Raw genomic sequence first — 14,271 nt, forward strand, 5'->3', positions numbered from 1 at the left:
CCTGTTTATGTTGTTGGCTCGCGACACGATGGGCCTGAGTCTGGATGCGCTGCGCTCGCACCGCCTGCGTACCGCTCTCACTGTGCTTGGGCTCACGATGGGTGTCGCGACGCTGATCACGGTGGTCACCATTGTCCAGGGCGCCAACGTCTACGTGGAGACGAAGATCGCGAACCTGGGCGCCGATGTCTTCCAGATGGCGCGCACTCCGTTCGCCGTCACCGACTACGAAATCATCCTCAAGGCGTTGCGCTACAAGCGGATCCACATGGAGGATTACGACTTCGTGCGGTCGGCCTGCCCGGACTGCAAGGTGATGGGCGCGTCGGGCTCCGTGACGACGAGGGCGAACCACCTGACCGAGGAACTGACCGACGTCAACATGAACGGCCAGACGGCTTCGATGGCCGAGATTGAGGCGCGCACCATTGAGATGGGGCGCTACTTCACTGAGATCGAGGACCAGCGTTCCGTGCGGGTCGCGGTCATCGGCGCGACGCTGCGGGACAAGTTCTTTCCGGAGCAGGATCCGGTGGGGCAAAAGTTCCGGCTGGGCAGTGAAGAGTTCACCGTGATCGGCCTCTACGAGCGCGGCGGCAGCGTGCTGGGGCAGGATTCGGACAACTTCGTGGTGGTCCCCCTGAACACGTTTCTGCAGTTGAAGGGCTCGCGCTATTCACTGACCATCAACGTGAAAGTCCCGAACGATCCGAAGGGATTCGAGCGGGCGCAGGACCAGGCGCGGCTGGCGTTGCGCGCGCGGCGGCACATCCGGCCGACGCAGGACGAGGACTTTTTCATCGGCACGAAGGACAGCTACATCCAGTTGTGGCAGCAGATCAGCGGAGCGTTCTTCGCCGTCTTCATCCTGGTGAGTTCGATTTCGGCGCTGGTGGGCGGCATTGTGATCATGAACGTGATGCTGGTGAGTGTGACGGAGCGGACGAAGGAGATCGGCATCCGGCGGGCGATGGGCGCGACGGGCCGCGACATCCTGAAGCAGTTCCTGACGGAGAGCGTGCTGCAGTGCATGGTGGGCGGATTTTGCGGCATCACCCTGGGGTTCCTTTGTGCAGAGGCGCTCAACCGGTTCACTTCGTTTCCTGCGTCGGTGCAGGCCGGGGTGGCGGTCCTGGGCATGGTTTTGAGTTCGGCCATCGGGCTGTTTTTCGGGATTTACCCGGCCTCGCGCGCCGCGCGGCTGGATCCGGTGGAAGCATTGAGGGCTGAATAGATGACGCGCTCGGAATTCCGCGAAAACCTGATCGTGAGTCTCGACACGCTGCGGGCGCACAAGGTGCGCAGCGCGCTGACACTGCTGGGCGTCGTCATCGGCGTGACCAGTGTGATCACGGTAGCGGCGATCATCGACGGGCTGAACAAGTTCGTTGCGGACAAGGTGGAGAAGATGGGCTCGCGCAGCTACTTCATCACCCGGTTCCCCTTCGGCACCGATCCGAACCGCATGCCGGAGAAGTACCGGTTGCGCCGATACCTGCAATACAGCGACGCCGACAAGATCAAGGACACGGTGCACAGCATCGACAAGATCAGCGCATTGGGCACGCGCGCCAACTTCTTTGGGGATAAGAACGAACTGCGGTATGCCGGGGAGCGTGTGGAGCGGGCGATCATCCGCGGAGCCAGCGCCGACTACTGCGACGTGATCCCCATGTTCGTGGTGGAGCAGGGCCGCTACTATACGCAGGCCGAGGTGGACCGCGCCGCGGCGGTGGTGGTGCTGGGGCAGGCGATTGCGGATTCGCTCTTCGGGCGGGCTTCGCCGCTGGGCAAACAGATCATGATGAACGGGGCACCGTTCGAGGTGATCGGTGTCTTTGCACATGACGAGGGGCTATTGGGCGGTCCGGGTGTTGACCAGTTCGCGATGATCCCGCTGTCGACGTTCCGCAAGCACTATCCCGAGTCGAAGGAAGTGGTGATCATCTACACGGTGCAGCGGGATGTCGATCCGATGGCGGCGCAGGATGAAGTGGGCGACGTGTTGCGGCGTATCCGCAAGGTTTCGTATAAGTCCGACAACGACTTCGAGATCCTGAGCTCGGACTTCCTGTCGAAGCTGTGGGGTCAGTTGACCGGAGCGATCGTGATCCTGACCTCGGTGATCAGTTCCATCGGTCTATTGGTGGGCGGCATCGGGGTGATGAACATCATGCTGATCTCGGTGACGGAGCGCACGAAGGAGATCGGGATCCGCAAGGCGATCGGTGCGCGAGCGTCGGACATCCGCGTGCAATTCCTGTTGGAAGCGCTGATGCTGACGGTGGCGGGCGGCATGATCGGGATCCTGGGCGGGTTCATCCTGGCCCTGCTGATCCGCACGGCCGCGCCTTCGATTGGGGCCACGGTGAGCCCGTTCTGGGCCACCATGGGTGTGACTTTGTCGGCCATGGTGGGGCTGTTCTTCGGCTACTGGCCGGCGAACCGGGCGGCCAAACTGGACCCGATCGTCTGCCTGCGCTACGAATAAAACACCGGGTGCTCGCGGTTCCGGCGGGGTTCCTGCGAAGATAGGATGAGACCTCAATGAGCCGTAAACGCGTCGATTGGAAGATTAAGAACGAAGTTCTGCACCTGGGTGAGCGCACGTTAATCGTAGGCGCGATGAATGTTGCCCCCGATTCGCCGGTGGATGGCGGGCGCTATGAAGACCCGGACCGGGCGTTCGTGCAGGCCGTGCAGATGGCGGACAGTGGCGCGGACATCATCGAAATCGCGGCCGAGAGTTTTCACTCCGGATCGAAGCGGATCTCGGAAGCGGAAGAGTTGCGGAGGCTGATTCCGATCCTGAAGCGGGTGCGCGGCAAGGTGAGTCCGCTGATCTGCGTGGAGACGTATAAACCGGCGGTGGCCGAAAAGGCGATCGAGCACGGCGCGGTGATCATCAAGGATCCAACGGGTCTGACGCTGGACCAGGAGTTGGCCAAGATCGTGATGCAGCACGACGTCGGGTTCATCCTGCAGCACACACGAGGTACGCCGGATACGTGGCCGAAGCAGCCGTCCATGAAGGGCGCTGTCGGGATGGTGATGGCCGAGTTGAACGCGGCGCTGAACCGTGCGGGGCGCATGGGCGTGGAGCGGACGCGCCTGGCGCTGGATATCGGCCTCGGCATGGGCAAGCGCAAGGAGACGAACAGCGAGCTGATCACCGGGCTGGGCGAGTTCCACGAGATGCGGCTGCCGGTGGAAGTGAGCCCGGAGGGGCATCCCTTCAATGCGGCGATCACGCTGGAGCCGAGCCTGGGGACGACGATCGCGGCGGTGACCATGGCCGTGCTGCGGGGCGCGCACCTGGTGCGAGTCTACAATGTCGAAGCGATCCGGCCGGCGATTCTGGTGGCGGACCAGGCGCTGATCGGGTAGGGGACAAGCGGACGAAAGGGTTCAGCCGGCGGCCGCAGCCCTCCCCGGATCTTCCGGTACGTGCGGTCTATTTGGCGGCCTCCAGCTTCTCGAGGAAGGCCCAAAACTCCTTGTTGCCTTTGTAGGGCAGAAACGAATCGTCTTTGGTCGGTGTGGGTAGCTGCTCGCCTCTGATCATGTTGGCTTTGCGGTCGAAAGCCTGCTGGAGATGAGCCTTCGCGGCCGCAAGTTGGTTCTCGCCGGCATCCGCACAGGCGAGATTGTAGTAGTTCATCGGGTAGACGGGATCCTTGGCCACACCCTCCTCAAAGAGGCTCCGAGCCTTCTTGTAGTTCTCGGCTATCCCATAGGACATTCCAGCCTGATCGCGCATGATTCTCGCCGCTGTGATCGCTGAGGGGAACGGCGCACCATCCGGCGGCACCATCGCTAAACACTTTTCGAAGAGTGGGGCCGCTCCTTTGTACAGATGGTTCTGGAAGAGAATCTGGGCATACAGCGCGACATCCCGAAACCGCGGAACGTAATCCGGGTTGAACTCGATGCCGGAAAAGATCCGCTTCAGCTCCGGATCGTTTTCACTGATCGGCTTTGAGCTGAAAAACGCGAGGTCGCCGCAAAGATTACCGGCGGCGACGAACCCCCGGACCTGATAGTGAGGCGATCCATCGCGATTCCTGTTCGTGTACGCGGCCATGGCCACGGGCAGGCCGGCGGGACGGGCGAGCTCTGAGGTGGACAGGATCTTTATCGTCTTGTCGGCTTTCTGGTCTTCCCTCAGCAGGAAATCGCGGCATGCCGCACTGTTCATGTCCGGGTGCTCGGGGACAAGGAAGAGAAACCCAAGGAAGGTAAGATTGCCAGAGGCATCCCGGCCGCGAAGCCCGATTTCGTTCGCGTTGGGCTTGGCCGAAGACTGCGTGATTTTGAAGCCTTCCATCGGCCAATAGAATTGTCCTTTGTGCTCCGGGAGGGCGAGCCGGTAATCTTCCTTCGCCGCGGGTTGTGCGAGCACTATCCCGCCGCCGATCAACAGCGCAATAACCAGACCCAATTGACGCATAAACATTAGTTTACGCCTGAGCATTCGCAGAAAAGTGGATATCGCCAGACGCGCGGTCGCAACAAGGGGACGCTCAACTATGGTCCACCTTCACCGGAGGTGCCGGTTGCTCGACGATTCGCTTTGCATCTTGACTGCTTTCTGATTCGGATCCAGTATTGTAGGCAGGCGACAATTGTCGGCTACCGACACTACTATGGCCCAGAATGACGATTTGCTTCCCGGCACGCTGGACGTGCTGGTGCTCCAGATACTCTCCGGGGGCACGCTGCATGGGTGGGGCATTGCCCAGCGGCTGAAGCTGCTGTCGCGGGACGTGCTTTCCGTGCAGCAGGGGTCGCTGTATCCCGCTCTGCACAAGATGGAGGGCGAGGGGTGGATTTCGGCCGAGTGGAAGGCTACGGACGAGGGGCGGCAGGCGAAGTTCTATGCCTTGACGGCCCGGGGCCGGAAACAACTGGCCGAGGCTCGAGCCCGGTGGGTGCGGCTGTCTTCGGCGGTTGGCCTGGTTTTGGACATTGCGCAGGATTGAGGAGCGGCCATGCGTTTCTTCCGGCGAAGGATCCCCGACCATGAGATCGATGCCGAGCTGCGGTATCACCTGGATCAACTGATCGCCTCGAATCTACAGGGCGGGATGAGCCCGGAGGAGGCGCGGAGGGCGGCGCTGCTGGAGTTCGGGCTGCCGGAGCCGACGAAAGAGGCTTGCCGGGATTTGCGGCCTTACGCGCTGGCCACGGCCGCGGCCGGCAGCCTGCGGCAGGCGTGGCGGGGGCTGGCGCGGTCGCCGGGATTCACTACTGTCGCCATCCTTACACTCGCACTAGGTACGGGCGCGAATATCGCCCTGTTCTCGCTGGTGAATGCGGCCGTGCTGCGGCTGATCCCGGTGCACGAGCCGGAGCGGCTGGTATGGTTCGCTCCGAAGCCGGATGAGTTCGGGCGGATGCTGAACTACCCGTTTTACCGGTCGTTGGAGGGCGATCCGCGCTTCGACGGGCTGCTCTGCGCCTTTCCCGCGGCCGTCGCGGCCAAGGCCTGGAATGGGGCGACGGAGCGCGTGGAGAGCGAGCTCGTTTCAGGCACGTACTTCGATGTGCTGGGCGTGCGGCCGTACCTGGGCCGGCTGCTGACGAAGGACGACGACCGGGTAAGGCTGGGGCATCCGGTGGTGGTGGCTTCGCATGCGTACTGGACCTCGCACCTGGGCTCCGATCCGAAGGCGATCGGGCGCTCGATTGAGCTGAACGGGGCGCCCTACACGCTGATTGGGGTAGCGGCTCCGGGCTTTGCGGGCATTGAGCAGGGTTATCCGCGGTCGTTGTTTGTGCCGATCCAGATGAAGCCGGCGATTACTCCGGGCTGGGATGGACTGGACAAGCCCCTGATCATCTGGCTTTGGGTGGTGGGCCGTATGAAGCCGGGTGTCGATCGAGCGGCGCTGGGGCAGGAACTCAACGAGCGGCTGCATGCGTTCCAGGAGCCTTATATCCAAGCTGACCGGCAGTTGGTTGCCTCGCAACGGGCGATGATGCGGAAGCGGACATTGACGCTGGAGCCTTTGCGGGACGCGGTGCTGGCTGCGCGGACCCGGCAGCATCTGCGGACCCTGGCGCTGATCGTGATGGCGGTGCTGCTTGTGACCTGCGCGAACCTGGCGGGGTTGTTGCTGGTGCGCGGGCTGCAGCGTCGGAAGGAACTGGCGACGCGGTTGGCGCTGGGGGCCTCGCGGGGCCGCGTCATTGCGCACCTCGTGATGGAGAGCTTGCTGATTGGGGCGTTCGGCGGTGCGGCCGGGTTGGTGCTGGGCGGATCACTGGCTCCGCTGCTGGCGTCGCAGTTCCCCTTGCTGGGCGAGGGTTCGAAATTGACGGTGCCGTTGGATTTCCGGGTTCTCGGGTTCGCGCTGTTGCTGTCGATGGCGACGAGCCTGGTGTTCGGAGTGGCTCCGGCGTGGCAGTCGACGCGGCTGGACCTGATGGCCGCGTTGAAGGGCGGCGAGAGCGGGCCGAGGCATTCGCGGATGAGGCATGTCCTGCTGGCTGTGCAGACAGGCACGGCTCTGTTGTTGCTGGTAGCCGCGGGGCTGTTCGCCACGAACTTACGGAGGCTGTTCGCCTTCGATGCGGGCTTCGCGGTGAACCGGCTATTGATCGCCGAGATGGAGCCGGCGCTGAACGGCTATGACGGAGCACAGCGGCTGGCGTTCTATCGCGGGTTGGACCGGCGGTTGAAGGAGCTGGCGGGCACGGCCGGGTCTGGCATACGGGCGGCGGCGCTGAGCAATGTGGCTCCGATCTCGCCGTACTACTGGTCGATGATGTTCCTGCGGGCCGGGCGGAGGGAAGACAAGGAACTGGTGCCGCGCGCGGTGGCGGTGGGGCCGGGCTACTTCGAGACGATGGGGATCCCGTTGCGGCGCGGCCGGCTGATTACGGAGAGGGATGACGTGGGGGCCCAGCGGGTGGCGCTGATCAGCGAGTCGCTGGCGCGGCGGGCGTATCCGGGGCAGGATCCAATTGGGCAGAGGTTTGTTGGGGATCTGCGCAAGCCGCTCGAGTCCACATTTGAGATTGTGGGCGTGGTGGCGGATGTGCAATTGAGCGATCCACGGCGGCGCGAGGGCTTGTCGTGTGTCTACGTGCCCTACCGGCAGTGGCCGTTTCCGGCCCAGGCGATTGTGGTGCAGTTGCGGCTAGCCGGCGCCTCGGAGGTGCGCGCCTTGGAGTTGCTGCGGGGTGTGGTGCGTGAGCTGGATCCGAAGCTGGGACTTTACGATGTCCGGACTTCGGAGCAGGCCCTGGAAAGGACGTTGAGCACGGAACGGCTGACGTCGTGGCTGTCCGGCTTCTTCGCGCTGCTGGCGGTGGTGCTGGTGGGGACGGGCCTGTATGGCCTGGTGGCCCGGGAGGCGGCGGCTCGCCGGAAAGAGTTCGGGATTCGATCAGCCCTGGGGGCGGATGGTTCGCAATTGCTGTGGACGCTGTTGCGCGGGGTGATGGCGGCCGTGTCGGCGGGGTTGGCGGCCGGGTTGGTTGGGCTGGTTTTGCTGCAGCCGGTGATGAAGGGGCTGCTGGCCGGGCCGGGCTGGGAGGCGGCGGCGGTGGCGGCCGGGGCGTTGGCCGTGCTGGTGGTTGTCGCAGTGGGGGCGACGTGGGGTCCGGGACGAGGGGTGGCCCGGGTGGAGACGGGGGCGGCGCTGCGGTACGAGTAGGCGACGCCGGGTAAACGCCTACCGTGGCCTGCCGCCTCAAGGCTGCTGAGCGCTTGTTGGCGCAATCGGAATCTCCACGCCGGTGCTGATGGACGGATCCCAGGGCGACCGGCCCTTTACCACCGAGATACCGTTGGGCGCGGCTTCGGGAATGCGGATCTTGACGGTGTACCAGCCGTCGTCCTGGGTGATTTCGAAGGGCGCGATGTCGTGGAGCGGTCCGCCGATCCAATCCTGCCAGTACCAGAGCATGAGGGACGGGTCGCGCCCCAGTCCGACCATGTGGATCCAGACGACTTCGCCCGGATGGAGCGGCTCGAACTCGCCGGCCAGCCCGCCGCGCGTGCCATTCTCCAGGTACGGCAGCCACCCGATGCTCTCCGCGCCCGGGATTTCCGCGAGCTTGATGACGCGCGGAGCGATGGCCCGGAGTTCATGGGCGAGCGACGACCGGAATGGGCTGGATTCCTGCTCGAAGGAGAACTCGGCTTGGCCGGGCTCGACAGATTCGGGGACCAGAAACGTGATGGCCGTGTCGGTGGACGCGGCTACTTTTGCGGGTGTGCCATTCACCGAGACCGCGGCGTCCTGCAGGCCGGTGCCTTTCAGGGTGTAGCGGCTGCCCGGGGCAGGGAATTCATCCGGCGTAGCGGCCCACTGGGCGACCTGGGCTGTTTTCCCGACGACGGCGCGCACATCGCCGGATTCCAGGTCGCGGCATTGCAGCATGCCCTCGCTGCCGGAGTAGCAGACGGTCTGGCCGGAACTGGTAATGGCGGCAGCGGCGGCATAGCCAGGGGCGAGGTCTGTGCGCTGCAGGCTGAGGGTGTCGAGCACCCAGACGCCGGGGGCTCCGTCAATCGACCGGGTGGCCACCAGCAGGCGCCGGCCGTCCGCGGAGAGTTGCAGCGGCTCGCAGTTGGGGCAAGTGTCTACCAGCACCGTGATGGTGCCGGTGGCGACGTCGAGCTTCTTGAGCTGGCCTTCGCCGAGAGTAGAGCTACCCGTGTTCCAGACCAGGGTGGAGGCGTGACGGTCCATCAGGATGACCTGGGCGGGACGAATGCCCTCAGGCAGGGGCCGGAACTGGCCGCCCGGCCGGAGGAGGCCGGCGAGGTTGGTCTCCTGGAGGACGACGGTGTCGCCCTCATCGGAGATGCCGGAGGCGATCCGGAATGCGGGTGAGACGTCATACTCCTGGCCGGAGGCCAGATCGAGCGCGCGGGAGGAGGTCCATACCCAGCGCCCGTTGCGGCTCAGCGCGGCTTCGCCTGGAAGCGTCCACTCCCGGCCGTCACTGTTGCGATGGACCACGGTCTCCGGTACGGCCGTGATCGGCATTCCGATCTTCGGTTGCACGCGCTTCGTGGATGAGTACAACCGCAGCAACCGCCGGGTGGTCCAACAGAGGACATCGCCGTCGTCGCTGACCTGGTTCATCCGCAGGGAGACGACCAGGTCCGGGTCCGGCGGATCCAGAAATAGGACAGGGCCGCCGGCCCGGTCTGATACAGCATCGCGGCGGGCGCACCTTCGTCACCTTTCAGGCGCAGGTTGGAACTGAACCAGACGTTGGACGCGGCGCCGTCCACGGCAATGCCTGCAAACTGGGCCTCCGCGGAAAGGCAGAGCAGGGATAGACAGACCAGAATCCGGATAGGAAGAGATAGCGGCATGAGAGCCCTCTCCCTTAAGACTCACGGGCGGGCCATTTGGGCTACAGCCCGGGGCTTTTCTTCCTGGTGTGCGTTATTTGGGGAACGGTTTGGGGTCGATGCCGGGGATCAGCCGCAACGCATTCTTGTAATAGAGCTTCTTCAGCACTTCGTCGGGCAGGCCCAGGCCGTACATCGACCAGAAGGCGTGGCGCTTGCGGTAGTAGGGGAAATACTCGTCCTCGGTCTCGAGCACGCGGAAGTAGGTGTGATACTCCTCGGGGTTCCAGGTGTCCTTGCCGAACAGGACGCGGTCCTGATACTTGATGAACCACGCCTTGGCCGCGCGCGGCTGCCGGCCCAGTTCCGCCAGGACGGCGCCGATTTCGGTGTACATGTTCGGGCACTCGTCCATCAGCTTGCCGAGTTGGGCGAGGTCGCCGCCCAGCCAGCCGAGGTGGGCGTTGATGAAGATGGTTTTGGGATGGCGGCGGAAGAGGTTGTGCTGCTCGCCGATGAGCGTCTCCCAGGAGGCGGTGCTGCCGTTGGAGCGGCGGCGGCCGGGCATCTCCATCATTTCGATCCAGCGCTCGTTGTGCTTGTCGATGGGGTCCCAGAACTGCTTGGGTTCGGCGGTGTGGATGAGCACCGGGATCTTGAGGCGGGCGCAGGTTTCAAAGGCGGCGTCGAAGCGCGGATCGTCGACGTGGATGCGTTCGCCCTTGCCGTCCTTCATGTCCATGCCGAACTGTTTGAAGAACTTGAGGCCGACGGCGCCGTTCTTCACGTCCTGCTCGAGTTGGGCGGCGGCGCGCTTGCCGTAGCCGGGGTCGTCGATGTTCGAGAAGTCGAGATTCGCGAAGACCATGAAGCGGCCGGGCGCGGCGGACTTTTCGCTGTCCACGGCGGACTTCAGGCGGTCGCCGAAGCGGCCGCTGAGATTCACCATTACCTGCAGGTTGAGTCCATCCATGTCGGCGACGAGCTTTTTGTAGGCGTCGGCGGACATGGGGAAGTTCTGGTGGTTGTGGACGTCGATGAACGGGTATTTCGCGCGCGTCCTAGGATGCTGCGGCACGACGAGCGACGACTTCGGCTCGTACTCGCGGATATCCATCGAAGTCGTGGCGGACTGCGCGGCCAGGCCCGCCGGCAGCAGGAGGAAGAGCAGAGATTTGTGATTCATTTTCAGGAGTGTCCCAGGCGCTGCATGGCGAGGATTTCATTGTAAATCCTGGCTGTCAGTTCCGTGCGCGCGGCGCTGGTGAGACCCTCGGTGGGAATGGGGTCGCCGATGCGCAAGGTCACCCGGCCGGGCTTGACGTGATGCGAGTGGATGGGGAGGATGTCGCCGACTCCGATGATGGCCACCGGCACGACCGGTACTCCGCCTTTGATGGCGAGGTAGGCTGCGCCGTCCTTGAACTCGGTGAGGGCGCCGGTCTCTGAGCGGCCGCCTTCCGGGAAGACCAGCATGGACAGGCCGCGCTCTTTCATGGCCTTACCGGCGGCGCTGAGGACTTTCAACGCTCCGCGAGGGTCTTCCAGAGGCACGCTGATGTTGCCCGCGCGCTTGAGGTGGCCGCCGAGGAAGGGGATCGCGAAGAGCTCCTTCTTGGCCAGGAAGCGGAAGTTCACCAGGACGTGGGTGAGCAGGACCGGCGTGTCGAAGTAGCTGACATGATTCGGGCAGACGACGTAGCTGACATTGCGGGCCAGCTTCTCGGCACCCACCACGCCCACCCTGGCGCCGGCGAACCAGAGCAGGGACCGGGCCCAGGCGCGGGCGACGGCCAGTTGTTTCCGGCCCTCGGTATCCCATGGCGCCACGATCAGGCTGATGGAGCCCATCACAATGGTGGACAGAATTATGAGTGGTGCCCGCACCAGCACCGCAATCAGGTAGCTCAACGTCATCCCACTTCAACGCGAATACGAGGCGATTCCGAATCCCGATTATCCCATGAGCAGGCCGCGGACCTCGCCCACCAGGTAGAGCGAACCGGTGAGCAGCAGGACGTCCTGGGGGGCGGCGGCGTCGAGCAGGGCCAGGGCGTCCTTCGGAGAGGGCGCGACGCGGGCGCGCGATTCGCCCGAAATCTCGCGGATCTCCTCGGCCTGGAAGGCGCGGGCCTGGTTGGGGGTGGTGAAGATCAGCTCGGAGGCGAGGGGGAACAGCATGGGGCCGATGACGTGCAAGTCCTTGTCCCGCATGGCTCCGAAGACCATCCAGACGCGTTTGCCGTGGTGAAAGTGGCGCAGGTAGCCGGCCAGGGCTCGGGCTCCGGCGGGATTGTGGGCGCCGTCGAGGAAGAGGTCGGGCTGCTGGCGGACGCGCTCCAGGCGGCCCGGCCAGACGGTTTCGGCGAGTCCGCGCTGGATCTGCGCCGGAGTGTAGCCGAGTTGATCGAGGGCCGACACGGCGGTGAGCGCGTTTTCCACCTGGTGGGCTCCGATGAGCGGGCACTCGACCTCCACGCCGCGGCCGGACCTGGCGGCATGGAAGCGGCTGCCGTAGGCGTGCAGCGCCATGTGGTCCACGCGCCATTCGGAGGCGCGCAGCAGCGGAGCGCCCACTTCGGCCGCGCGCTGTTCCAGCACCTGCATGGCCTCCGGATGCTGACGTGAGACGACCACGGGACGGCGCGGTTTGATGATGCCTGCCTTCTCGAAGGCGATCTGGGGGATGGTGTTGCCCAGGAACTTTTCGTGGTCGAAATCGACCGGCGTGATGACGGACAGCAGCGGGTCGACGACGTTCGTGGCGTCCAGGCGGCCGCCCATGCCGGTCTCGAGGATCGTGACCTCGGCTCCGGCGTTGCGGAAGTGGAGGAACGCCATGGCGGTCACCGTCTCGAAGTAGGTGGGGTGCATGTCGATCGCGCCGTCGCGCAACAGGCGCTCGGCGGTTTCGTGCACTTCCGTGAAGGCGGCGGCGAATTCCTGTTGGGTGGCCGGGACGCCGTTCACGCGGATTCGTTCCGTCGGCTCAACGAGATGCGGAGAGGTGTAGAGGCCTGTGCGGACGCCGGACTCGCGGACGGCGCGCTCGAGCATGGCGCAGGTGGAGCCTTTGCCGTTGGTGCCGGCCACGTGGATGAACCGTCCGGCGCGGTGCGGGCTGCCGAGAGCCTCCAGAATTGCGGTGATCCGCTCCAGGCCGAGTTTGATGGTCTTGTACTCGTTGCCCAGGGCGTAGAGGAATCGAACGGAATCCGGATACAGCGTGCTCAGGAGGGCTCCTACCCCTTTATGTTAGCGGAGCCCCCCGGAACGCTGCTCAGAAGGCGGGTTCGTCGGCGGTGGGACCGTAGATCGCGGGCACCTTGGCTTCGTTCAGCCGCAGGTAGACGGTCAACTGGCCGCGGTGATGGGCCATGTGCTGGAAGACGGCATCGCGGATCATCTGATGGCGGGGCAGGTCGCTGACGACATGGCCGGCGATGCGGAACTGCCAGTTGGTGAGGAGATGATCCTCCTTGGTGGCGGCCAAGGCGGCCTTGGCCTGGGCGACGGAATCGTCGAGCGCGGAGAGGAGTTCGGCCCGGGTGTGGCGCTGGGGCGTCTTGTACTCGGGACCTCCTGGGGGGCGCAGGTCCAGGAAGTCCTGGTTCAGCATGAGGGCGATCCACATGGGCATGGTCGCGACCAGGGTGGCGAGTTCGCTCAGCGGCATCGACTTCTCGTGCGGCTTCCAGCCGGAGCGGCCCTCGGGCACGCGTTCCAGGACGCGCCGGGTGGCGCTGGCTTCGCGGTCCAGTTCTTCAAGAAATAGTCCAGTGAGTTGCATGCGATCTCCTTGTTTCGACAGGGCCAGGATATTCGTAATTGCGGGCAGATTCGGTCCGCAAAGAGTGGGAGACTGGGTGCATGTTACAGACTTCGGCGCGGTTGCTTCGTCTTCTCTCTTTGTTCCAGGAGCGCCGCAACTGGACGGGGTTGGACCTCTGCCAGCGGTTGGAGGTGACGGACCGGACGCTGAGGCGGGATGTCGAGCGGCTGCGCTCGCTGGGGTATCCGGTGCATTCCGCATCCGGCGCGGCGGGCGGGTATCAGTTGGGCTCCGGAGCCTCGCTGCCGCCGCTGCTGCTGGACGATGACGAGGCAGTGGCGGTCGCGGTGGGTTTGCGGACGGCGGCCAGCGGGTCCGTGGCCGGTATCGCGGAGTCATCGGTGCGGGCCTTGGCCAAGCTGGAGCAGGTTTTGCCGGGCCGGTTGCGCCGGCGGGTGGCGGCACTGAGTTCGTTCATCGAGCCATTGTCGAAGACCGGGCCCCAGGTGGATGCGGGGCTGCTGGCCGCCCTGGCCGCCGCCTGCCGCGACCAGGAGGGGGCGGGCTTCGAGTACCGCGATCACACGGGTGTGGCGAGCAGCAGGAACGTGGAGCCGCATTGCCTGGTGCCGACGGGGTTCCGGTGGTACCTGGTGGCCTGGGATTTGGCCCGGGCGGACTGGCGGACATTCCGGGTCGACCGGATGGGCTCGAAACTCACTCGGGGCGCACGGTTTACGGCGCGGCGGCCGCCGGAGGGCGGATTTCCGGCGTATGTGGCGCGCTCGGTTTCGCTGGCTCCGTACACGCACCGGGCGCGCGTCCTGCTGTACGCCACGCTGGAAACCATGAAGGAGCTGATTCCGCCGACAGTGGGGGTGCTCGAGCCGGAGAGGGAGGACCGGTGTGTGTTGTCGACCGGCGCGCATTCCCTGGGGGCGCTCGCGATCCATCTTTCCTGGTTGAGTGTGGATTTCGAAATTCTGGAGCCGGAGGAACTGAAGGATCAGGTCAGGAGCCTGGCGGAGCGGCTGGCGCGGGCCTGCGGGTAAAAGGAGGGGGGCCGGCGGAGGAGCGCCGGCCCCGGCCGTTCCCGCGGTCGTCCAACGCGGGAACAGCCAGCTCGTGCAAGATCGGGCGGATCTCACTCGGGAGAGGAGTCGGAGTGCATTCCTCCCGG

Annotated in this window: 13 protein-coding genes; 6 read left to right on the plus strand and 7 right to left on the minus strand. The window is 64.9% G+C overall.

Annotation, left to right across the window (positions count from 1 at the left end):
• The first annotated feature begins 7 nt into the window (after positions 1 to 7).
• The 3 genes from IRI77_RS27465 to folP are packed head-to-tail and all read left to right on the plus strand — an operon-like array spanning position 8 to position 3,387.
• A complete protein-coding gene (locus IRI77_RS27465; RefSeq protein WP_194448179.1) occupies positions 8 to 1,234 on the plus strand; it encodes an ABC transporter permease in 1,227 nt (408 codons plus the stop codon).
• Positions 1,235 to 2,491: an ABC transporter permease gene (locus IRI77_RS27470; RefSeq protein WP_194448180.1), complete on the plus strand. Its 1,257-nt coding sequence runs from the start codon at positions 1,235 to 1,237 to the stop codon at positions 2,489 to 2,491.
• 56 nt (positions 2,492 to 2,547) lie between these two features.
• The gene (gene folP, locus IRI77_RS27475; RefSeq protein ID WP_194448181.1) at positions 2,548 to 3,387 is read left to right on the plus strand and encodes a dihydropteroate synthase; all 840 of its coding nucleotides are present in this window, start codon (positions 2,548 to 2,550) and stop codon (positions 3,385 to 3,387) included.
• A gap of 67 nt (positions 3,388 to 3,454) precedes the next feature.
• On the opposite strand, the gene IRI77_RS27480 is transcribed toward folP, so the two are convergent.
• The gene (locus IRI77_RS27480; RefSeq protein WP_194448182.1) at positions 3,455 to 4,450 is read right to left on the minus strand and encodes a hypothetical protein; all 996 of its coding nucleotides are present in this window, start codon (positions 4,448 to 4,450) and stop codon (positions 3,455 to 3,457) included.
• 214 nt (positions 4,451 to 4,664) lie between these two features.
• On the opposite strand from IRI77_RS27480, the gene IRI77_RS27485 reads away from it, so the two are divergent.
• Positions 4,665 to 4,982 carry a PadR family transcriptional regulator gene (locus tag IRI77_RS27485; RefSeq protein ID WP_228486346.1) on the plus strand — a complete coding sequence of 106 codons (318 nt, stop codon included), beginning with the start codon at positions 4,665 to 4,667 and terminating at the stop codon, positions 4,980 to 4,982.
• A 9-nt stretch (positions 4,983 to 4,991) separates the two neighbouring features.
• On the plus strand, positions 4,992 to 7,664 hold the full coding sequence (locus tag IRI77_RS27490) for an ADOP family duplicated permease (protein ID WP_194448184.1): 2,673 nt from the start codon (positions 4,992 to 4,994) through the stop codon (positions 7,662 to 7,664).
• 36 nt (positions 7,665 to 7,700) lie between these two features.
• Here IRI77_RS27490 and IRI77_RS27495 read toward each other — a convergent pair whose 3' ends face one another.
• The 6 genes from IRI77_RS27495 to IRI77_RS27520 form a co-directional block, all read right to left on the minus strand.
• On the minus strand, positions 7,701 to 9,104 hold the full coding sequence (locus tag IRI77_RS27495; protein ID WP_194448185.1) for a hypothetical protein: 1,404 nt from the start codon (positions 9,102 to 9,104) through the stop codon (positions 7,701 to 7,703).
• On the minus strand, positions 9,101 to 9,340 hold the full coding sequence (locus tag IRI77_RS27500; RefSeq protein WP_194448186.1) for a hypothetical protein: 240 nt from the start codon (positions 9,338 to 9,340) through the stop codon (positions 9,101 to 9,103). The genes IRI77_RS27495 and IRI77_RS27500 overlap by 4 nt, the downstream gene beginning before the upstream one ends.
• 73 nt (positions 9,341 to 9,413) lie before the next feature.
• Positions 9,414 to 10,505, minus strand: coding sequence for an amidohydrolase family protein (locus IRI77_RS27505; protein WP_194448187.1), 1,092 nt, complete (start codon positions 10,503 to 10,505; stop codon positions 9,414 to 9,416).
• Positions 10,506 to 10,507: 2 nt separating this feature from the next.
• A complete protein-coding gene (locus IRI77_RS27510) occupies positions 10,508 to 11,236 on the minus strand; it encodes a lysophospholipid acyltransferase family protein (protein ID WP_228486347.1) in 729 nt (242 codons plus the stop codon).
• Positions 11,237 to 11,275: 39 nt separating this feature from the next.
• Entirely contained in the window at positions 11,276 to 12,553 is a 1,278-nt protein-coding gene (locus IRI77_RS27515; protein WP_323745381.1) for a bifunctional folylpolyglutamate synthase/dihydrofolate synthase, read from the minus strand.
• A gap of 46 nt (positions 12,554 to 12,599) precedes the next feature.
• Positions 12,600 to 13,109 (minus strand): DinB family protein, encoded by a 510-nt coding sequence (locus tag IRI77_RS27520; RefSeq protein WP_194448188.1) that lies wholly within the window; start codon positions 13,107 to 13,109, stop codon positions 12,600 to 12,602.
• 80 nt (positions 13,110 to 13,189) lie between these two features.
• On the opposite strand from IRI77_RS27520, the gene IRI77_RS27525 reads away from it, so the two are divergent.
• On the plus strand, positions 13,190 to 14,143 hold the full coding sequence (locus tag IRI77_RS27525; RefSeq protein ID WP_194448189.1) for a helix-turn-helix transcriptional regulator: 954 nt from the start codon (positions 13,190 to 13,192) through the stop codon (positions 14,141 to 14,143).
• The last annotated feature ends 128 nt before the right edge of the window (positions 14,144 to 14,271 follow it).

Source organism: Paludibaculum fermentans (genome assembly GCF_015277775.1).
Taxonomy (GTDB): Bacteria; Acidobacteriota; Terriglobia; order Bryobacterales; family Bryobacteraceae; genus Paludibaculum; species Paludibaculum fermentans.